The organism is Pseudomonas sp. Bc-h (assembly GCF_002080045.1).
GTDB lineage: Bacteria > Pseudomonadota > Gammaproteobacteria > Pseudomonadales > Pseudomonadaceae > Aquipseudomonas.
Genome location: NZ_MUIN01000001.1, coordinates 67,755 through 87,035, shown reverse-complemented (window position 1 = coordinate 87,035; position 19,281 = coordinate 67,755). Strand labels below are relative to the sequence as shown.

Here is a 19,281-nt window from a genome sequence, read left to right as displayed (position 1 = left end):
CGACACCCAAAAGGCGACCCCGCTGAACCTGATCCCCGGCCAGTTGACCCTGGCGCAACTGCGCGCGATCTATCGGCAACCCGTGAGCCTGACCCTGGACGCCAGCGCCAATCAGCAGATCGACAACAGCGTGGCCTGCGTCGAGCAGATCCTTGCCGAGAACCGTACGGCCTACGGCATCAATACCGGCTTCGGCCTGCTGGCTTCCACGCGCATCGCCAGCGCCGACCTGGAAAACCTCCAGCGCTCGTTGGTGCTGTCCCACGCTGCCGGCGTCGGTCAGCCGATCACAGATGAGCTGGTGCGCTTGATCATGGTGCTCAAGGTCAACAGCCTGAGCCGTGGTTTCTCCGGTATTCGCCGTCAGGTCATCGACGCGCTGATCGCTCTGATCAATGCTCAGGTGTACCCGCACATTCCGCTCAAAGGTTCGGTCGGTGCTTCCGGTGACCTGGCGCCTTTGGCGCACATGTCGCTGGTGCTGCTGGGCGAAGGCAAGGCGCGTTACAAAGGCCAGTGGCTGAACGCCGTGGAAGCGTTGGCAATCGCCGGCCTCACCCCGCTGACGCTTGCGGCCAAGGAAGGTCTGGCGCTGCTCAACGGCACTCAGGTATCGACCGCTTACGCGCTGCGTGGCCTGTTCGAGGCCGAAGACCTGTTCGCTGGTGCCCTGAGCTGCGGCGCGCTGACTGTCGAAGCCGTGCTTGGCTCGCGCGCCCCGTTCGACCCACGCATTCACGCCGCTCGTGGCCAGCGTGGGCAGATCGACTCTGCTGCCGCCTATCGCGATCTGTTGGGCGACGGCAGCCAGGTTTCTGAGTCCCATCGCGACTGCGACAAGGTTCAAGACCCCTACTCCCTGCGCTGTCAGCCGCAAGTCATGGGTGCGTGCCTGACTCAGCTGCGTCAGGCCGCTGAAGTGCTGGCGATCGAATCCAACGCCGTTTCCGATAACCCGCTGGTGTTCGCAGCCGAAGGCGAAGTCATCTCGGGCGGGAACTTCCACGCCGAGCCTGTGGCCATGGCCGCTGACAACATCGCACTGGCCATCGCCGAAATCGGCTCGCTGAGCGAACGCCGTATCTCGCTGATGATGGACAAGCACATGTCCCAGTTGCCGCCGTTCCTGGTGGCCAACGGTGGCGTGAACTCCGGCTTCATGATCGCCCAGGTGACCGCTGCCGCACTGGCCAGCGAGAACAAGGCGCTGGCCCACCCGCACAGCGTCGACAGCCTGCCAACCTCGGCCAACCAGGAAGACCACGTGTCGATGGCTCCGGCTGCGGGCAAGCGTCTTTGGGAAATGGCCGAGAACACTCGCGGCGTGCTGGCTGTAGAATGGCTGGCTGCGTGTCAGGGCCTGGATCTGCGTAATGGCCTGAAAACCTCCGAAAAGCTGGAGATCGCCCGCACTACCCTGCGCGGCAAAGTACCGTTCTACGAAAAAGACCGCTTCTTCGCTCCAGACATCGAAGCCGCCACCGAGCTGCTGGCCTCGAACTGTCTGAGTGAACTGGTTTCTGCTGACCTGCTGCCGAGCTTCTGAATCGGGACAGGCCAGGAGGGCCTGTCGTTGGAATGAGGGTGGAAAGCTGATTGCTGGCATGACGCCAATCCAGTGTGGGAGGGAGCTTGCTCGCGAAGTCGGAGTGTCAGACGACAAGTGCGTCTCTGATAAAACGCTTTCGCGAGCAAGCTCCCTCCCACAGGAAAGCAAACACCGTTTCCACGCTCATTTCACAGCAAAAGCAAGACTAGGAAAGTGTGAAATGAAATCGCAAACCGCAACAGATTTAAAACGTGGGCTCAGCGCTCGCCACATTCGCTTCATGGCGCTGGGTTCGGCGATCGGGACCGGGCTGTTCTACGGCTCGGCTTCGGCCATCAAACTCGCGGGGCCTGCGGTCCTGCTGGTGTATCTCATCGCGGGCGCCGCGGTGTACATGGTGATGCGCGCACTGGGCGAAATGGCCGTGCGCAATCCCGTGGCAGGCTCGTTCAGCGAGTACGCCAGCACGTATCTCGGGCCCATGGCAGGCTTCGTCCTGGGTTGGACCTATGCCTTCGAGATGATCATCGTCTGCCTGGCCGACGTCACGGCGTTCGGTATCTACATGGGCTTCTGGTTCCCCGACGTACCGCGCTGGATCTGGGTGCTCGGCATCGTATTTGTCATTGGCGCGCTCAACCTGTGCAGCGTCAAAGTGTTTGGTGAGACCGAATTCTGGCTGTCGCTGCTCAAGGTCGGCGCGATCATCGCGATGATCCTGGCAGGCTTCGGCATTCTCTTGTTCGGCCTGGGGTCGACCTCGGGTGACAGCATCAGCCACGTCAGCAACCTGTGGACACAGGGTGGTTTCATGCCCAACGGCGTCAGCGGTCTGGTCGCTGCGCTGGCAGTGGTGATGTTCGCCTTCGGTGGCATCGAAATCATTGGCGTCGCTGCCGGCGAAGCGCGCAACCCCGAGCGGGTCATTCCCCGCGCAATCAATGCGGTGCCGCTGCGGATTCTGCTGTTCTACGTGCTGACGTTGTTCGTGCTGATGTCGCTGTACCCGTGGCAGCAGATCGGTGATCAAGGCAGCCCGTTCGTCCAGATCTTCGATCATCTGGGGATTTCCTCGGCAGCGATCATCCTCAACATCGTAGTGATCTCGGCCGCCGTGTCGGCGATCAACAGCGACATCTTCGGTGCCGGACGCATGATGTATGGCCTGGCAGTTCAAGGTCAGGCGCCGAAGGGGTTCGCGCAGTTATCCGCCAACGGCGTGCCGTGGATGACCGTTCTGGTGATGGGCGCAGCACTGCTCTGCGGTGTGGTGCTGAATTATCTGATACCGGAAAACGTGTTCCTGCTGATCGCCTCCATCGCCACCTTCGCGACCGTGTGGGTGTGGCTGATGATTCTGGTCACACAGATCGCCATGCGCCGCTCGATGAGCGCCGAAGAAGTCGCGCAATTGAAATTCCCGGTCCCACTCTGGCCTGTGGCACCCATTGCCGCCACGGCGTTCATGGTCTTCGTATTCGTGGTGCTGGGTTATTTCCCGGATACACAGGCTGCGCTGGTGGTTGGCGCGGTGTGGATCGTACTGCTGGTGATCGCCTACCGGCTGTGGGTCAAGCCTGACCCCAAAGCTTCTCTTACTTCCCGTTAACCTTGGAGGCCAACGATGAAAACGCTCTGGCATAACTGTCATGCGGCAAGCATGGCGAACGGCACTTACTCGATCATCGAGAACGCCGCCATCGTGACCGAAGGCGCCCATATCGCCTGGATCGGTCCGCATAGCGAACTGCCGGATCAGGGCGACATCGAGGCCGTGGACCTGAATGGCGCCTGGGTTACCCCGGGGCTGATCGACTGCCACACCCACACGGTCTTCGGCGGCAATCGCAGCGGTGAATTCGAGCAGCGCCTGCAAGGGGTCAGCTACGCCGAAATCGCCGCAGCCGGTGGTGGTATCGCCAGTACCGTTCGCGCCACGCGGGCCGCCAGTGAAGCGGAGTTGTTCGCCAGCGCCGAGCGTCGTTTGCAGCAATTGATGAAGGATGGCGTGACTACGGTCGAGATCAAGTCCGGCTACGGACTGGACCTGGCAAACGAGCGCAAGATGCTTCGCGTGGCCCGTCAACTTGGCGAGAAACTGCCCGTCACCGTGCGCAGCACCTGCCTTGCCGCTCATGCGCTGCCCCCGGAGTACAAAGACCGCGCCGACGATTACATCGCCCACATCTGTGGCGAGATGCTGCCGGCCCTGGCCGCGGAAAATCTGGTGGACGCCGTCGATGCGTTCTGCGAATACCTGGCGTTTTCCACCGATCAGGTCGAGCAGGTGTTCATCACGGCGGGTCAACTGGGCCTGCCGGTGAAGCTGCACGCCGAACAACTGTCGTCATTGCATGGCTCGAGCCTGGCCGCTCGGTATCAGGCATTGTCGGCTGACCATCTTGAGTTCATGACCGAGGAAGACGCCATTGCCATGGCCGCTTCAGGGACCGTTGCCGTGCTGTTGCCGGGCGCGTTCTACTTCCTGCGGGAAACCCAACTGCCGCCGATGGACGCCCTGCGCAAACACGGCGTGAAAATTGCCATCGCCACCGACCTCAACCCGGGCACGTCGCCGGGCCTGTCGCTGCGACTGATGCTGAACATGGCCTGCACGCTGTTTCGCATGACGCCGGAAGAAGCGCTGGCGGGTGCGACCATCCATGCCGCCAAGGCATTGGGCATGGCCGATACCCATGGCTCGCTGGAAGCCGGCAAAATCGCGGATTTCGTCGCCTGGAGCATCGAGCGGCCGGCCGACCTCGCTTACTGGCTCGGCGGCGATCTGGAAAAACGCGTCGTGCGTCACGGCGTAGAGAGCACTTTCTAATCGGGAGACTACTGTGGACAAGGTTCTGAGTTTCACTCGCGGTCGTGTACCGCTGCTGATCAGCATGCCGCACCCCGGCTTGAATCTGACGCCGGTCGTGCGTGAGGGATTGGTCGACGAGGCCGTGAGTCTGCCGGACACCGATTGGCACATCCCCCGCCTCTACGACTTCGCTCACGATCTGGGCGCCAGCGTGCTGGCTGCCGAGTACTCGCGTTTCGTCATCGACCTCAATCGCCCGTCCGACGACAAACCGCTCTACGCGGGTGCAACCACCGGCCTGTATCCCTCGACGCTGTTCGAAGGCGATCCTTTGTTCAAGGAAGGCCAGGTGCCGGGCAAGGAAGAGCGAGCGCGCTATCTGGAGCAGATCTGGACGCCGTACCACGACACCCTGCGCAATGAGCTGGAACGCCTGCGTGACGAGTTCGGCTACGCCCTGCTGTTCGACGCTCACTCGATTCGTGGTCACATTCCGCATCTGTTCGAAGGCCGCTTGCCGGACTTCAACCTCGGCACCTTCAACGGCGCCAGCTGCGACCCGGGACTGGAGAAGCGCGTCGAAGCGGTCTGCGCAGGCGCCAGGAACTACAGCCATGTGCTCAACGGACGCTTCAAGGGCGGCCACATCACTCGCCATTACGGCAACCCGGCCGAAAACATCCACGCCGTGCAGCTGGAGCTGGCGCAAAGCACCTACATGGAAGAGTTCGTGCCGTTCCATTACCGCAAGGATCTGGCCGAGCCGACCCGTGGCGTGCTGAAGGAACTGCTGCAAGGGATGATCACCTGGGGGCGGGAGAAGTACGGGAAGTAGTGCCTCGCAAGCGATCGTTCCCGCGCTCCGCGTGGGCCCGATCATGCCTGTGAGAGGGAGCTTGCTCGCGAAGGCTATTGATCAGTCACTATCGCGGTGTCTGGAAGATTGTTTCGCGAGCAAGCTCCCTCCCGCAGTTATGTGTCCGGCTGAGGATCTGGTAATCACTTCCTCAACAACCGCAACCCGTTGAACACCACCAGCAAGCTCACGCCCATATCGGCGAACACTGCCATCCACATGGTCGCCATGCCTGCGAAGGTCACGATCAGGAAGATCGCTTTGATCACCAGCGCCAAGGCGATGTTCTGTTTGAGGATCGCCGAGGTGTCGCGAGAGAGGCGAATGAACGCCGGTATCTTGCGCAAGTCGTCATCCATCAATGCAACGTCGGCTGTTTCGATGGCCGTATCAGTCCCCGCCGCGGCCATCGCAAAACCGATCTCGGCGCGGGCCAGCGCCGGGGCGTCGTTGATCCCGTCGCCGACCATGCCGACGCGATGGTTCTTCGCATACAAGTCTTCAATGGCCTGTAACTTGTCCGTCGGCAACAGATTGCCCCGGGCCTGATCGATCCCGACCTGAGCCGCAATGGCCTTGGCGGTGTGCGGGTTATCGCCGGTCAGCATCACGGTTTTCACACCCAATGCATGCAGCTGGACGATGGCTTCCCGGCTGCTGTCCTTGACGGTATCGGCAACCGCAAACAACGCCAACGGTCCGGTCTCGTCGAACAGCAGCACCACCGTTTTGCCTTGGGTCTCCAGCGCTTCCAGTCTGGCCTCCAACGCCGGCGAACACAGCCCGGATTCATGCACCAGGCGATGATTGCCCAAGTGGTACAAGCGCCCCTCGACTTCGCCTTTTACGCCGCGTCCGCCGAGGGCTTCGAATGCCTCGACTGGCAAGTGGCCGTCCTTGCCGAACGCGGTGGCGATCGCCTGCGAAACCGGATGATCGGAACGTCCGGCAAGGCTTGCGGAGATTGCCACAGCTCGTTCGCCAGATGCGTCGTCAAGCAGCACGTAATCGGTCTGCACCGGCTTGCCATGAGTGATCGTGCCGGTCTTGTCCAGCGCCAGATAGTCGAGCTTGTGCCCCATCTCCAGATACACGCCACCCTTGACCAGAATGCCTTTGCGCGCCGCCGCAGCCAGGCCGCTGACGATGCTCACCGGAGTCGAAATCACCAGCGCACAAGGACACGCCACCACGAGCAATACCAACGCGCGATAGATCCAGTCGAACCATGCCGCGCCCATGAACAGCGGTGGAATAACCGCCACTGCAACGGCCAGCGCGAACACCGCCGGGGTGTAGATCTTCGAGAAACTGTCGACGAAACGCTGGGTCGGCGCGCGCGCGCCTTGAGCGGCTTCGACCGCGTGAATGATCCGCGCCAGCGTCGAATTATTCGCCGCAGCAGTCACCTTGTATTCCAGCGAGCCAGCCTGATTGATGGTCCCGGCGAACACCTTGTCGCCAATGGTCTTCTCGACCGGCAGACTTTCGCCAGTGATCGGCGCCTGATCAATGGTGGAATGACCCGCGACGACCTCGCCATCCAGCCCGATCCGCTCGCCCGGTTTGACCCGAACTACATTGCCCAGCGCGATCTGTTTGACCTCGACCTCAATCCACTGGCCGTCCTGCTGTACAGTCGCGGTTTCCGGCGTCAGCTGCATCAAACCGCCAATGGCATTGCGCGCGCGGTCCAGCGATTTGGCCTCGATCAATTCGGCCACGGTGAACAGGAACATCACCATCGCCGCTTCCGGCCATTGCCCGATCAATATCGCGCCGGTTACCGCAATGCTCATCAGCGCATTGATGTTGAGGTTGAAGTTCTTGAGCGCGATCCAGCCCTTTTTGTAGGTGGTCAAACCGCCGCTGAAAATCGCCACCAAGGCAATCAGCGCCACGACCCATGTGGATGCAGCATCGGTGAAGTGGATGACCTCGGCGGCGACAGCCATGACCCCGGACAACCCCAGTGGCCACCAGGGCTTTTTCGGCCCGGGTAGCGATGCCGTCTCCTTGTCGGCGCCCTCTTCGATCACGTCCGCCTGCATGCCCAATGCGCCAATCGCCTCACGGATCGGATCGGTGGAGGGCAACTCATGCCAGACGCCCAGCACGCGGTTGATCAGATTGAATTCGAGCTTCTGAATGCCGGACATCTTGCCCAGTTTGTTCTGAATCAGCGTTTGCTCGGTGGGGCAGTCCATCGCTTCGATCCGAAAGCTGCTCAGCCGCGCATTGTCCGTAGAGCCGCTGCCCACGCTTACGACGGCTGGGCCAGGCTCATGAGAGCAGCAGGAGTGGGCCTGAGGCTCGTGCTTGCCAACGGGCGTGAATTTGACCGTGCTTGAATGATCATGGCCGTGGCCCGCATGGTCGTGCCCGGCATGCTCGTGAGGCGAATGTCTGTGTATAGAGTCACTCATCGGTTGAGTCTCTTGGTGTGCTTGTTGCCAAGTGAACACCCTGTAGCCACTATAGGGTCAAGCCACAAAATGAGATCGATGACCATGAATGCGTCTTTCAAGATCGGCGAGCTGGCAAAACTCACTGACTGCCCTGTCGAAACCATCCGCTATTACGAGCGCGAGGGCCTGTTGGCCGAACCCGCGCGCAGCGAAGGCAACTACCGGCTGTACACCCAGGAGCACGTCGAGCGCCTGACCTTCATCCGCAATTGCCGCAGCCTGGACATGACGCTCGATGAGATCCGCAGCCTGCTCGCTTTGCGCGACAGTCCTCAGGATCAATGCCAGAGCGTGAACGCCTTGATCGACGAACACATCCAGCACGTCAGCGCCCGCATCGCCAGCCTGCAGGCGTTGCAGGAACAGCTCATCGACCTGCGCCAGCGCTGCAGCGAAGGCGCGCCAGATCACTGTGGGATTCTGGATCGACTGGAAGTCAGTGGTAGTGTGATGACGCCCGAGGTCGAGCATTCCCATGTGGGCCGTAGCCACGGGCATTGATTACCCGCGCCGGCACCGATCTCGAAATCAATGAGGTCCTGCGCCGTTCGATGGATTGAAGCGTGTCAGCAAAAGCCGTCAAGCCGCGCACAAAAAAGCCCCCGACCTGTCAGCCAGGTCGGGGGCTTTTGTTTAACGGTTATCAACCGTGGTGAATGCGCTCCACCGCTTCTGTCACACCCGCACCGTACTCGGGATCGGCCAGGGTGCAGTGCTTGATATGCAACTGGATGACGGGCGCCGACACGCCGCGCAAGGCACGAGCGGTGTTATCGAACAGCGATTGTTTCTCTGTCGGGGTCATGTTGCGGAACAGGTTGCCCGGCTGGGAGAAATAATCGTCATCCACACGGTGGTTCCAGTGGCCCGCAGCGCCCTCGATGGACAGCGGCGGCTCTCTGAAATCCGGCTGCTCCTGAAACGCGCCCCTGGTGTTGGGCTCGTAAGAGGTCATGCCGCCACGGTTGCCATCGATGCGCATCACGCCGTCGCGGTGGTAGCTGTTCACGTGCAGCGCGGCGCGTGGCGAGTTCACCGGGATCTGATGGAAGTTGACGGTCAGGCGGTAGCGCTGCGCATCACCGTAGGAGAACAACCGACCTTGAAGCATCTTGTCTGGCGAGAAGCTGATGCCGGGCACCACGCTGGAAGGCGCGAAGGCGGCCTGCTCCACATCGGCAAAGTTGTTCTCCGGGTTGCGGTTCAGTTCGAACACGCCCACTTCGATCAGCGGGTAGTCACTCTTCGGCCAGACCTTGGTCAGGTCGAACGGGTTGATGTGATATGAGCCGGCTTCTTTCTCCGGCATGATCTGCACGAACAGTTTCCAGCGCGGGAGGTTACCGTTCTCGATGTTCTCGTAGAGGTCACGGTGATGCGACTCACGGTCACGGCCAACCAGATCCTGCGCCTCGCCGTCGCTCAGATTGGCGATGCCTTGCTGCGAGACGAAGTGGAACTTGACCCAGAAACGCTCATGCTGCGCGTTGAGGAAGCTGTAGGTGTGACTGCCGAAACCATGCATCTCGCGGTAGCTGCGCGGAATGCCACGCTCACTCATGACCACAGTGACCTGGTGGAACGACTCAGGCAGTTGAGTCCAGAAGTCCCAGTTGTTCTCGGCGCTGCGCATGCCGGTCCGCGGGTCGCGTTTCACGGCATGGTTCAGGTCAGGGAATTTCAACGGATCACGCAGGAAGAACACCGGCGTGTTGTTGCCGACCAAGTCCCAGTTGCCTTCTTCGGTGTAGAACTTCAGGGCAAAACCACGAATATCGCGCTCGGCGTCCGCTGCACCGCGCTCACCGGCGACAGTGGAGAAGCGAGCGAACATTTCGGTCTGCTTGCCGATCTGCGAGAACAGTTTGGCGCGGGTGAATTGAGTGATGTCGTGGGTTACGGTGAAGGTGCCGAATGCGCCCGAGCCTTTGGCGTGCATGCGGCGCTCCGGGATGACTTCACGATCGAAGTGAGCCAGCTTCTCCAGGAACCAGACGTCCTGCAGCAATGCGGGGCCATTGGGGCCTGCCGTCTGAATGTTCTGGTTGTCGACTACGGGGGCGCCGAATGCGGTCGTCAGTTTGTTGCTCATGCGCTTATCTCCACAAGGGTCACTTTCTTGGGCGGCCTCTGTCGAAGCCGGCCTTTGTCTGTTCGATGTGGAGAACGATATTGAAAACCCGGCGCATTAGCTCATTGTGAGTCCGCACTGGATTAATAGAGGAATTCAATCGGTTACTAATTGATCGATAGCGAGGAGTGATAACTAAAAATAACGACCATCCAGTTGTAGTCCAATTTACCGGCGGGAACGCTCCTGAAAACGCTACCGCCGGCAAGCCGGGCTGCTACAGGATTGGGGGTGTTCAGATCTGGCTGCGATGATATCCGTGGGGTACACCGCCTTTGGACAGCACCCACTGCCACAACTGGATATCCCGGGCGCGGAATGCGCCCGCGCAGGACAACAGGTAATAACGCCACATACGGTAGAAGCGCTCACCCAACTGCGATTCGAACTGCGGCCAGGCATTCATGAAGTTGTCATGCCAGGCCATCAGCGTTTTGTCATAGTCAGCACCGAAGTTGTGCAAGTCTTCGACGACAAACAACCCGTCCATGGCATCGCCCATCTGGCCAATCGACGGCAGGTCGCCATTGGGAAATATATATTTGTCGATCCACGGGTCAGGATAAGAGCTGCGCTGGTTCTTGCCGATGGTGTGCAACAGGAATAAACCGCCGGGTTTCAAACAGCGATGGGCCAGTTCCATATACTCGCGATGGTTCTTGCGGCCCACATGTTCAAACATTCCAACGCTGGCGATGGCGTCGAATGACTCATCCAGTTCGCGGTAGTCCTGAAAACGAAACTCCAGCGGCAGCCCCTTGTAACGCTCCTGGGCCCAGGCAATCTGCTCCTTGGAAATGCTCACGCCCACCGCCTCGACACCATAGTGCTCGGCGGCATAAGACATGAAACTGCCCCAGCCACAGCCGATATCCAGCACGCGCATGCCGGGTTTGAGCTGCAGTTTGCGGCAGATCAGATCCAGCTTGGCAGCTTGCGCCTCCTCGAGATTGCTCGCGTTCTCCCAATAGCCGCAGGTGTAGGTCATGCGCGAATCGAGCATCTTCGAGTAGAACTCGTTGCCGAGGTCGTAATGCACCTCACCCACGGTCTTGGAACGCTTGATGTTCTGCCGATTCATGAGCCTGGCCATCAGCGCGTAGAACACCAGCCGCACAGGCTTCACATCGTCGGTCATGCCGGTTTTAAGCAGCCTGTGGAAAAACTCATCCAGATGCTCGCTGTCCCACTGCCCATCCATGTAGGCCTCGCCGAGCCCCAGATTACCTTGCGCAAACGCCCGCTCAATGACCCCAGGACCGTTGAAGCGGATATCCGACGGGGCAGACCCGTTAATCTGAATGCCGGCTTCGTTGAGTATCCGTGCGGCGGTGCGGTAAAGACCGGAGGTAGTGTCGGAGAAGGTGTCAGTGCTGAAGTTCGTCGTGGTCATGGATGGTTATTTCCAAACGCGTGTCAGGCTAAAGACTTATCGGTAAGCCCCGACTATAGAACAAACATTCAAGCAATTTAAACTCGTTATATTCAATCTTCAGATTGAAAATATCTATCAAGACAATTTTGTTTACTGGCTTGCAAAACACTTATTACACAACTGCAACAATCAGAAGTTTTATCAACTTTTAAGAATGCGACAACTTAGGGATGGACCAGTTAGAACATAGAAGGTTTGTGCGGTTTTCAAGTGCGCACAACTTTAGAGAGGGGGCGACAAGGCAGGCGCTACATTGCAGGCCGGCCTGCCAACGGATCGAGACCGCCGGCAAGCCGCGCTGCTACAGGATTCAGACGGCCACAGGCGCCTTGATGCTTGGGTCTGCGTCATAACCCACGATTTCGAAATCTTCGAAACGGTAGTCGTAGATACTCTCCGGACGACGGTTGATCTTCAGCTGAGGGAGCTTTTTCGGCGTGCGGGTCAACTGCGTGGCGATCTGTTCTTCGTGGTTCGAATAGGCGTGGGTGTCACCCAGGCTGACGATGATCTCGTGAGGAATCAGGTCGCATTGCTGAGCCAGCATGTGGGTCAGCAGCGCCAGCGCAGCGATGTTGTACGGCAGGCCGAGGAATACGTCGGAGCTGCGGATGTACAGCTGCATCGACAGCTTGCCGTCCGCGACGAACGCTTGATAGAGCAGGTGACAGACCGCCAGAGCCTGACGCCCCGCCTTCACGTTTTCCTGCGGCGAAAGTTTCTCGTCCGGCAGGTACTCGGTGTTCCAGCCGTGGAAAAGAATGCGACGACTGTTGGGATTGTGCTTCAGGCAGTCGACCATGTAGTCGATCTGGTTGATCTTGCCGCCATCCTTCGTGGGCCAGCCGGTCCATTGCGCGCCGTAGACCGGTCCCAGATCGCCCTCCTCGGTGGCCCACTCGTCCCAGATGGTCACGCCGTTTTCATTGAGCCATTTGGTGTTGGTGTTGCCACTCAGCATCCAGATCAGCTCGTTGGCAATGCTCTTGAAGTGCAGCTTCTTGGTGGTCAGCAGTGGAAAACCGTCTGCCAGGTTGTGGCGAATCTGACGACCGAACACAGCAGTGGTGCCAGTGCCGGTGCGGTCGCCCTTGCGCGTTCCGTTCGCGATGACGTCCTGTAACAGCTCAAGGTATTGCTTCATGCCCAAAGGCCCTCTGTATCGGTGAACCCGCCAAGCCCTGAGGCTGGGCGATTCGAATCAAACAGCTGCTTTGTTGGCAGCAGGCGCGCGGTGGTAGGCCAGCCAGATCAGCACCAGACCGCCGATGATCATCGGCAGGCTGAGAATCTGCCCCATGGTGACCCAGCCCCAGGCCAGATAACCCAGTTGGGCGTCCGGCACGCGGACAAACTCCACGACGAAACGGAAGATCCCGTAGAACAGCGCGAACATGCCGGAAACGGCCATGGTCGGGCGCGGTTTGCGCGAGAAAAAATAGAGAATGACGAACAGTGCCACACCTTCCAGAGCGAACTGGTACAGCTGCGACGGATGGCGTGGCAGCTGAGCAGGGTCGCTGAATGGCGGGAAGACCATCGCCCAGGGCAGGTCGGTCGGCTTGCCCCACAACTCGCCGTTGATGAAGTTGCCGATGCGACCGGCGCCCAGACCGATCGGCACCATCGGCGCAATGAAGTCCATTAACTGGAAGAACGACTTGCCGTTGCGCTTGCCGAACCAGTACGTGGCGATCATTACCCCGATGAACCCACCGTGGAATGCCATGCCACCTTTCCATACTTCGAAGATCAGCAACGGGTTGGCGATATAGTTCGGCAAATCATAGAACAGCACGTAACCCAAGCGGCCGCCGACGATAACCCCCATCGCGACCCAGAAGATCATGTCCGAGAGCTTTTCCTTGGTCCACGTCGGGTCGAACTTGTTCAGGCGGCGTGAAGCCAGGAACCAGGCACTGCCGATACCGACCAGATACATCAGGCCGTACCAGTGAATTTGCAGCGGACCGATGGCCACGGCTACCGGGTCAATCTGCGGGTAAGGCAGCATTGCGACTCCTTAAGATAGAAACGCTCGTTGAGCGACAAAGCAAAACTAGATCAGAAAACTCGTACCCACGACTACCAGCAACAGCGCGAACAGTCGTTTCAGCACCCTGGGCGACAGTTTATGCGCCAGTCTGGCGCCGAACCGGGCGAAAAACATGCTGGTCACCGCAATGCCGATCAGAGCGGGCAGGTATACGAAACCGAGACTATGCGGTGGCAATAAGGGGTCGTGCCACCCAAGAATCATGAAACTTATGGCACTGGCCACCGCAATCGGGAAACCACAGGCCGATGACGTCGCCACCGCCTGCTGCATGGTCAGGCTGCGCCAGGTCAGGAACGGCACGGTCAGCGAACCGCCGCCGATACCGAAAATCGCCGAGGCCCAGCCGATTACCACTCCCGCAATCGTAAGGCCTGGTTTGCCATGAGGTTGCCCACTGGCTTTGGGCCGCAGGTCCAGAAACATCTGCAAGGCCACCAGAATCGCGAACACACCGATTATTTTTTGCAGGTACGGCCCGGCGATGTAACTGGCGGTCAGCGCACCCAGCCCCGCGCCGACCAGAATCCCGAGGGTCATCCAGCCAACCATCCGCCATTGGACCGCGCCAACGCGATGATGGGCACGCACCGACTGGATCGAGGTGAAGACGATGGTCGCCAGCGAAGTGCCGACGGCCAGATGCGTGAGCACCGACGTATCGAAACCTTGCAGCGTGAAACTGAACACCAGCACCGGAACGATGATGATGCCACCTCCCACGCCGAACAGGCCGGCCAGCACTCCGGCGCAGGCGCCCAAGGCCAGATAGAGCAGAAATTCCATGGGAGTCTCCCAAAATCAGTGCGGCATGGTACCGGACCCGGCAATTGACCTCTAGCAGCGCGCGATGGATGTCCGCCGGTTCTGTGCGTAGAGTGACGAAAAAAAGGAGGCCTGCATGTGCCTGATCGTCTTCGCTTGGCGCCCTGATCATTCGCAGCCGCTGATCCTGGCGGCCAATCGTGATGAATTCTACGCCCGTCCCACCCTGCCACTGGCACAGTGGGAGGAAGCCCCAAACGTGTATGCCGGGCGCGACCTGGAGGCCGGTGGCACTTGGCTGGGAGTCAGCGCAGACGGCCGTTTTGCGGCGTTGACCAATATTCGCGATCCAGGCAAGCCGCCGGGTCGTCGCTCGCGGGGCGAGCTGGTTGCGCGTTTTCTGAACAGCTCGCTGTCGATCGACGAGTATTTGCGCGAAGTAGCGGGACGCTCGGCGGAATACGGCGGTTTCAATCTGTTGGTGGGTGACCGTCAGCAGCTGCACTTTCTCAACGCTACCGACCCGACGCCTCGGCGCCTGGACGCGGGCGTCTACGGCGTGTCCAACGCGGGTCTCGACACGCCCTGGCCCAAGCTGACGAAAGCCAAAACGGCGCTGTCCGAGCATCTGCACGACCCGCAACCCGAAGCGCTGCTGCGGTTTCTTGCCGATCCGCAAGCCGCACACGACGCAGAACTGCCCGACACAGGCGTCGGCCTTGCCACTGAAAAGTTACTCTCCAGTGTGTTTATCGCCAGCCCCAATTACGGGACCCGCGCCAGCACGGTATTGATCGTCAATGCCGACGGCAGCCGACGCATGATCGAACACAGCTTCGGGCCGTATGGCGGGAGATTAGGTGAGGTTGAACTGAAGATTTGAAACGCGCTGATCATCTTCAGCAGTCCGGCTTGCCGGCGGTGGCATCCTTGAGATCGCAACCGCCGGCAAGCCGGACTGCTACAGAGAAATGTCTACGCTGAAGACTTTAAATCAATGACCCTTCACTGAACCCGGATTAATCATCCGCGACAGCCCGAGGTTTCTCAGCGCAAGCTGCAAGGAGCTGCTGATGACCTGCGGGTTGTCGTTCTTCATCAGCTGAGCCAGCAGTTCCTTGGCCTTGCTGAGGTTGATCTGGCGCAGCATCCACTTCACTTTCGGCAAGTTGGTGGCGTTCATCGACAGGCTATCGAAACCCATCGCCATCAACAGCACCGCAGCCGCCGGATCACCCGCCATCTCGCCGCAGATACTCACCGGCTTGCCCTCGGCGTGTGCGTCGCGCACGACACTCTGCAGCGCTTGCAACACGGCAGGATGCAGGTAGTCGTACAGATCAGCCACGCGCGGGTTGTTGCGGTCGACCGCCAGCAGGTACTGAGTCAAGTCATTGGAGCCGACCGACAGGAAATCCACCTGACGCGCCAGTTCACGGGTCTGGTAGACCGCCGCTGGCACTTCAATCATTACGCCCACGGGCGGCATAGGCACGTCGGTGCCTTCGTCGCGCACCTCGCCCCAGGCACGGTGGATCAGGTGCAGCGCTTCTTCGGTTTCGTGCGTGCCAGAAATCATCGGCAGCAGAATCCGCAGGTTGTTCAGACCTTCGCTGGCCTTGAGCATGGCGCGGGTCTGCACCAGGAAGATTTCCGGATGATCGAGAGTCACCCGAATACCGCGCCAGCCCAGAAACGGGTTGTCTTCCTTGATCGGGAAGTACGAAAGCGCCTTGTCGCCGCCGATGTCCAGCGTGCGCATGGTCACCGGCAGGGGATGGAACGCTGCCAGTTGCTCGCGATAAATCGCCAGTTGCTCCTTCTCGCTCGGGAAGCGCTGGTTGATCATGAACGGGACTTCGGTGCGGTACAGGCCGACGCCTTCGGCACCGCGCTGTTGAGCGCGCGCCACGTCAGCCAGCAGGCCAGTGTTGACCCACAGCGGCATGCGGTGACCGTCCAGCGTCACGCACGGCAACTCGCGCAATGCGTCGAGGCCCTGAGACAGCTGACGTTCTTCCTCGACCACCACCGAATACTGCTTGCGCAGAACTTCGCTGGGGTTGGTGTAAACCTCGCCGTGGTAGCCGTCGACAATCAGTTCGATGCCGTCGACCTTGGAGTACGGCAAATCGACTGCGCCCATGACCGTCGGAATGCCCATGGCCCGAGCAAGAATCGCGACGTGAGAGTTGCCGGAACCCAAGACCGACACCAGACCGACCAGCTTGCCTTCCGGCACTTCGCCGAGCATGGCCGGCGACAGTTCTTCACTGACCAGAATGGTGTTATCGGGGTAGACCAGCGCCTGTTGACGCGCCTCCTGCAGGTACGCAAGCAGACGGCGACCCAGGTCTTTGACGTCCGATGCACGCTCGCGCAGGTAAGCGTCGTCCATCAGCTCGAAACGTTTGACGTGCTCGTTGACCACCGAACGCAGCGCGCCCTGAGCCCACTGGCCAGTCTTGATGACATTGGTAACTTCACTGCCCAGCGAAGCATCGTCGAGCATCATCAGGTAGACATCGAACAACGCGCGCTCTTCAGGACGCAACTGAGTGGCCAACTTCGCCGAAAGCGTACGCATGTCGCTACGAACGCCCTCAAGGGCGGTCTGGAAAAGCTTGAGTTCGGCGTCGATATCGGTGACGGTCTTGTCCGGCACCACTTCGAGGTCTGCCGGCGGGAGCATGACCAACGCCGTACCGACCGCAGCACCTGGAGAACCCGGCACGCCGACGAACTTCGCTTCCTGGATGCCCTTGCCCTGACGCCCCAGGCCACGAATCGAGCCCGTGGCCTCAGCGTGGGCGATTACACCGGCGAGCTGGGCACTCATGGTCACGAGGAAGGCTTCTTCGCCCTCGTCGAACTGACGCCGCTCCTTTTGCTGGATCACCAACACCCCGACCACACGCCGATGGTGAATGATCGGCGCGCCGAGGAAGGAGGCATAACGTTCTTCGCCGGTTTCGGCGAAGTAGCGGTAACGTGGGTGATCGGCAGCGTTTTCCAGGTTCAGCGGCTCTTCGCGAGTACCGACCAGGCCGACCAGACCTTCATTGGGGGCCATGCTGACCTTGCCGATAGAGCGCTTGTTCAAGCCCTCTGTGGCCATCAACACGAACCGGTTGGATTCGGGATCGAGCAAATAGACCGAGCAGACCTGGCTGCTCATTGCCTCTTTGACGCGTAACACAATAATCCCCAACGCCGCCTTGAGATCCTTGGCGGAGTTAACTTCCTGGACGATCTTGCGCAGCGTATTGAGCATGGCTCGGGGTCGAACTCCGTGTCAGTCGCGCGCCAACAGGCGCGGGGCAAGCTCTTTGAGTGCGCGTCGATACACCTCGCGCTTGAATGTCACCACCTGGCCCAACGGATACCAATAGCTGACCCAGCGCCAGCCATCGAACTCCGGTTTACCGGTCAAATCCATCCTCACCCGCTGCTCGTTGGAGATCAGGCGCAGGAGAAACCATTTTTGCTTCTGGCCGATGCACAGCGGCTGGCTGTGGGTACGAACCAAACGTTGCGGCAGACGATAGCGCAACCAACCACGGGTGCAGGCAAGAATTTCAACATCGTGCCGTTCCAGCCCGACTTCTTCGTTCAATTCACGGTAGAGCGCGTCTTCCGGCGTTTCCTGAGGGTTGATTCCCCCTTGCGGAAACTGCCAGGCATCTTGATTGATACGGCGAGCCCATAAGACCTGGCCAGCATCATTTGTCAGAATTATCCCGACATTAGGGCGGAAACCATCGGGGTCGATCACGGCTACAACCTCGCAAACGCATGTCGCCGCATTGTTCCACAAAGATCGTGAAGGCAGCAACGAGGCGTCGACAGCTTATCGCGACAACCGCATTAATAGATGCGGTCTCTTGGAAAAACCTCGTATTCTTGTGCTCTTTTTCCAGTTATTTCAGCGAGTAACCGCATGCGCCTGGCATTATTCGACCTCGACAACACCCTTTTGGGCGGTGACAGCGATCACGCCTGGGGTGATTACCTGTGCGAACGCGGCATCCTTGATGGTGCTGCCTACAAAGCGCGCAACGACGCCTTCTATCAGGACTACCTGGCTGGCACCCTGAACCTGACCGATTACCTGAATTTCAGCCTGGAAATTCTCGGTCGCACTGAAATGGCTCAACTCGACGAGTGGCATCTGGACTTCATGCGCGACTGCATCGAGCCGCTGATCCTGCCTAAAGCCATGGCGTTGATCGACAAGCACCGCGCTGCCGGCGACAAACTGGTCGTGATCACTGCCACCAATCGCTTCGTCACGGCGCCAGTCGTTGCGCGTCTGGGCATCGATACGCTGCTGGCGACCGAATGCGAGCTGGTCGACGGGCGCTATACCGGCCGCACCACCGACGTGCCGTGCTTCCGTGAAGGCAAGGTCACCCGCCTGAACCGCTGGATCGAAGAAAATGGCTTCAACCTGGAAGACAGCTACTTCTATAGCGACTCGATGAACGACCTGCCTCTGCTGGAGCAAGTCGCCAATCCGGTCGCGGTTGATCCCGATGAAAAACTGCGCGCAGAGGCCACCCGCCGTGGCTGGCCGGTGATTACCCTGCGGGATTGAACCCAGAGCGCTGCCCCTGTAGCAGTCCGGCTTGCCGGCGGTAACGATTTTGATGACGTCACCGCCGGCAAGCCGAACTGCTGCAGGTGTCTTGCACCAGTAGAAAAAAGCCTGGGTAAAACCTCAGGGTCAGGCTGGCTTCCACACCATCAAAAAGAAAATCACCACGAACGCCGAAAACGCCACCGACCCCGAACAGAACCACCAGGCTATATAAGTAGAGGCCGTCATCGGCATCGGGGTGTTCTCTCGCAAGGCCCTCTCGGCCATTTCCCGCACGCGGATCTGCAGCCAGACCACCGGCACCCAGCATAGCCCCGCCAGCGCATACAGCCCGTAGGTCCACAGCAGCCAGCTTTGGTACATGGGCCATCCCGCCATCCACGCCAACGCCAGGCCGCTCAATGGCTGAAAGATCGCCGAGGTGGTGGTGAATGCCCAATCTGCGAACACCAGATGCCTGAAGGTCACGGCAATGACTTCGACCTTGCCGCTGCGCCATGCACGAAACGAGTAATAGGCAGAGCCTGCCCCCAATCCGAAAAGGACCGTGGAAGACAGGATGTGCAGGGTTTTGAGCAGCAGGTAGTCACTCATCGGCGGGTACCCGTC

The 19,281-nt window shown here is 59.8% G+C and carries 16 protein-coding genes; 7 read left to right on the top strand and 9 right to left on the bottom strand.

The window, feature by feature from the left end; all coding sequences use genetic code 11:
• The first annotated feature begins 22 nt into the window (after nucleotides 1-22).
• The 4 genes from hutH (at nucleotide 23) to hutG (ending at nucleotide 5,196) form a co-directional block, all read left to right on the top strand.
• A complete protein-coding gene (hutH, locus tag BWR59_RS00420) occupies nucleotides 23-1,546 on the top strand; it encodes a histidine ammonia-lyase (RefSeq protein ID WP_143490738.1) in 1,524 nt (507 codons plus the stop codon).
• A gap of 223 nt (nucleotides 1,547-1,769) precedes the next feature.
• Entirely contained in the window at nucleotides 1,770-3,158 is a 1,389-nt protein-coding gene (locus BWR59_RS00415) for an amino acid permease (RefSeq protein WP_081563676.1), read from the top strand.
• A gap of 15 nt (nucleotides 3,159-3,173) precedes the next feature.
• Nucleotides 3,174-4,379 (top strand): imidazolonepropionase, encoded by a 1,206-nt coding sequence (gene hutI / locus BWR59_RS00410; RefSeq protein ID WP_081563675.1) that lies wholly within the window; start codon nucleotides 3,174-3,176, stop codon nucleotides 4,377-4,379.
• Nucleotides 4,380-4,392: 13 nt separating this feature from the next.
• The gene (gene hutG / locus BWR59_RS00405) at nucleotides 4,393-5,196 is read left to right on the top strand and encodes an N-formylglutamate deformylase (protein WP_081563674.1); all 804 of its coding nucleotides are present in this window, start codon (nucleotides 4,393-4,395) and stop codon (nucleotides 5,194-5,196) included.
• Between the two features lie 164 nt (nucleotides 5,197-5,360).
• Here hutG and BWR59_RS00400 read toward each other — a convergent pair whose 3' ends face one another.
• Nucleotides 5,361-7,643, bottom strand: coding sequence for a heavy metal translocating P-type ATPase (locus BWR59_RS00400; protein WP_081563673.1), 2,283 nt, complete (start codon nucleotides 7,641-7,643; stop codon nucleotides 5,361-5,363).
• An 84-nt stretch (nucleotides 7,644-7,727) separates the two neighbouring features.
• Between BWR59_RS00400 and cadR the strand changes: the two genes are divergently transcribed.
• On the top strand, nucleotides 7,728-8,186 hold the full coding sequence (gene cadR, locus BWR59_RS00395; protein WP_081563987.1) for a Cd(II)/Pb(II)-responsive transcriptional regulator: 459 nt from the start codon (nucleotides 7,728-7,730) through the stop codon (nucleotides 8,184-8,186).
• Between the two features lie 142 nt (nucleotides 8,187-8,328).
• On the opposite strand, the gene BWR59_RS00390 is transcribed toward cadR, so the two are convergent.
• The 5 genes from BWR59_RS00390 to BWR59_RS00370 form a co-directional block, all read right to left on the bottom strand.
• Nucleotides 8,329-9,777, bottom strand: coding sequence for a catalase (locus BWR59_RS00390; protein ID WP_081563672.1), 1,449 nt, complete (start codon nucleotides 9,775-9,777; stop codon nucleotides 8,329-8,331).
• Nucleotides 9,778-10,051: 274 nt separating this feature from the next.
• Nucleotides 10,052-11,209 carry a cyclopropane fatty acyl phospholipid synthase gene (gene cfa / locus BWR59_RS00385; protein ID WP_081563671.1) on the bottom strand — a complete coding sequence of 386 codons (1,158 nt, stop codon included), beginning with the start codon at nucleotides 11,207-11,209 and terminating at the stop codon, nucleotides 10,052-10,054.
• 352 nt (nucleotides 11,210-11,561) lie between these two features.
• Complete coding sequence (locus BWR59_RS00380) at nucleotides 11,562-12,395, bottom strand: thymidylate synthase (RefSeq protein ID WP_081563670.1); 834 nt, start codon at nucleotides 12,393-12,395, stop codon at nucleotides 11,562-11,564.
• 57 nt (nucleotides 12,396-12,452) lie between these two features.
• The gene (gene lgt, locus BWR59_RS00375; protein WP_081563669.1) at nucleotides 12,453-13,265 is read right to left on the bottom strand and encodes a prolipoprotein diacylglyceryl transferase; all 813 of its coding nucleotides are present in this window, start codon (nucleotides 13,263-13,265) and stop codon (nucleotides 12,453-12,455) included.
• A gap of 45 nt (nucleotides 13,266-13,310) precedes the next feature.
• On the bottom strand, nucleotides 13,311-14,093 hold the full coding sequence (locus BWR59_RS00370) for a sulfite exporter TauE/SafE family protein (RefSeq protein WP_081563668.1): 783 nt from the start codon (nucleotides 14,091-14,093) through the stop codon (nucleotides 13,311-13,313).
• A 115-nt stretch (nucleotides 14,094-14,208) separates the two neighbouring features.
• Here BWR59_RS00370 and BWR59_RS00365 point away from each other — a divergent pair, with 115 nt between their 5' ends.
• The gene (locus BWR59_RS00365) at nucleotides 14,209-14,955 is read left to right on the top strand and encodes an NRDE family protein (RefSeq protein ID WP_081563667.1); all 747 of its coding nucleotides are present in this window, start codon (nucleotides 14,209-14,211) and stop codon (nucleotides 14,953-14,955) included.
• A 111-nt stretch (nucleotides 14,956-15,066) separates the two neighbouring features.
• Here BWR59_RS00365 and ptsP read toward each other — a convergent pair whose 3' ends face one another.
• Together ptsP and BWR59_RS00355 are read right to left on the bottom strand one after the other, a co-directional pair.
• Complete coding sequence (ptsP, locus tag BWR59_RS00360) at nucleotides 15,067-17,346, bottom strand: phosphoenolpyruvate--protein phosphotransferase (protein WP_081563666.1); 2,280 nt, start codon at nucleotides 17,344-17,346, stop codon at nucleotides 15,067-15,069.
• A 21-nt stretch (nucleotides 17,347-17,367) separates the two neighbouring features.
• Complete coding sequence (locus BWR59_RS00355) at nucleotides 17,368-17,847, bottom strand: RNA pyrophosphohydrolase (RefSeq protein WP_062379340.1); 480 nt, start codon at nucleotides 17,845-17,847, stop codon at nucleotides 17,368-17,370.
• Nucleotides 17,848-18,012: 165 nt separating this feature from the next.
• On the opposite strand from BWR59_RS00355, the gene BWR59_RS00350 reads away from it, so the two are divergent.
• A complete protein-coding gene (locus BWR59_RS00350) occupies nucleotides 18,013-18,669 on the top strand; it encodes an HAD family hydrolase (RefSeq protein WP_081563665.1) in 657 nt (218 codons plus the stop codon).
• A 129-nt stretch (nucleotides 18,670-18,798) separates the two neighbouring features.
• Here BWR59_RS00350 and BWR59_RS00345 read toward each other — a convergent pair whose 3' ends face one another.
• Nucleotides 18,799-19,266 carry a DUF2269 domain-containing protein gene (locus tag BWR59_RS00345; RefSeq protein ID WP_081563664.1) on the bottom strand — a complete coding sequence of 156 codons (468 nt, stop codon included), beginning with the start codon at nucleotides 19,264-19,266 and terminating at the stop codon, nucleotides 18,799-18,801.
• Nucleotides 19,267-19,281: the final 15 nt, after the last annotated feature.

What these genes read in the sequence shown, in the direction of transcription:
- cadR (WP_081563987.1), top strand. Translation starts at nt 7,728, where the DNA reads ATGAATGCGTCTTTCAAGATCGGCGAGCTGGCAAAACTCACTGACTGC.
- BWR59_RS00365 (WP_081563667.1), top strand. Translation starts at nt 14,209, where the DNA reads ATGTGCCTGATCGTCTTCGCTTGGCGCCCTGATCATTCGCAGCCGCTG.
- BWR59_RS00400 (WP_081563673.1), bottom strand. Translation starts at nt 7,643, where the DNA reads ATGAGTGACTCTATACACAGACATTCGCCTCACGAGCATGCCGGGCAC.
- ptsP (WP_081563666.1), bottom strand. Translation starts at nt 17,346, where the DNA reads ATGCTCAATACGCTGCGCAAGATCGTCCAGGAAGTTAACTCCGCCAAG.
- BWR59_RS00390 (WP_081563672.1), bottom strand. Translation starts at nt 9,777, where the DNA reads ATGAGCAACAAACTGACGACCGCATTCGGCGCCCCCGTAGTCGACAAC.
- cfa (WP_081563671.1), bottom strand. Translation starts at nt 11,209, where the DNA reads ATGACCACGACGAACTTCAGCACTGACACCTTCTCCGACACTACCTCC.
- BWR59_RS00380 (WP_081563670.1), bottom strand. Translation starts at nt 12,395, where the DNA reads ATGAAGCAATACCTTGAGCTGTTACAGGACGTCATCGCGAACGGAACG.
- BWR59_RS00415 (WP_081563676.1), top strand. Translation starts at nt 1,770, where the DNA reads ATGAAATCGCAAACCGCAACAGATTTAAAACGTGGGCTCAGCGCTCGC.
- BWR59_RS00350 (WP_081563665.1), top strand. Translation starts at nt 18,013, where the DNA reads ATGCGCCTGGCATTATTCGACCTCGACAACACCCTTTTGGGCGGTGAC.
- lgt (WP_081563669.1), bottom strand. Translation starts at nt 13,265, where the DNA reads ATGCTGCCTTACCCGCAGATTGACCCGGTAGCCGTGGCCATCGGTCCG.
- BWR59_RS00345 (WP_081563664.1), bottom strand. Translation starts at nt 19,266, where the DNA reads ATGAGTGACTACCTGCTGCTCAAAACCCTGCACATCCTGTCTTCCACG.
- BWR59_RS00370 (WP_081563668.1), bottom strand. Translation starts at nt 14,093, where the DNA reads ATGGAATTTCTGCTCTATCTGGCCTTGGGCGCCTGCGCCGGAGTGCTG.
- hutI (WP_081563675.1), top strand. Translation starts at nt 3,174, where the DNA reads ATGAAAACGCTCTGGCATAACTGTCATGCGGCAAGCATGGCGAACGGC.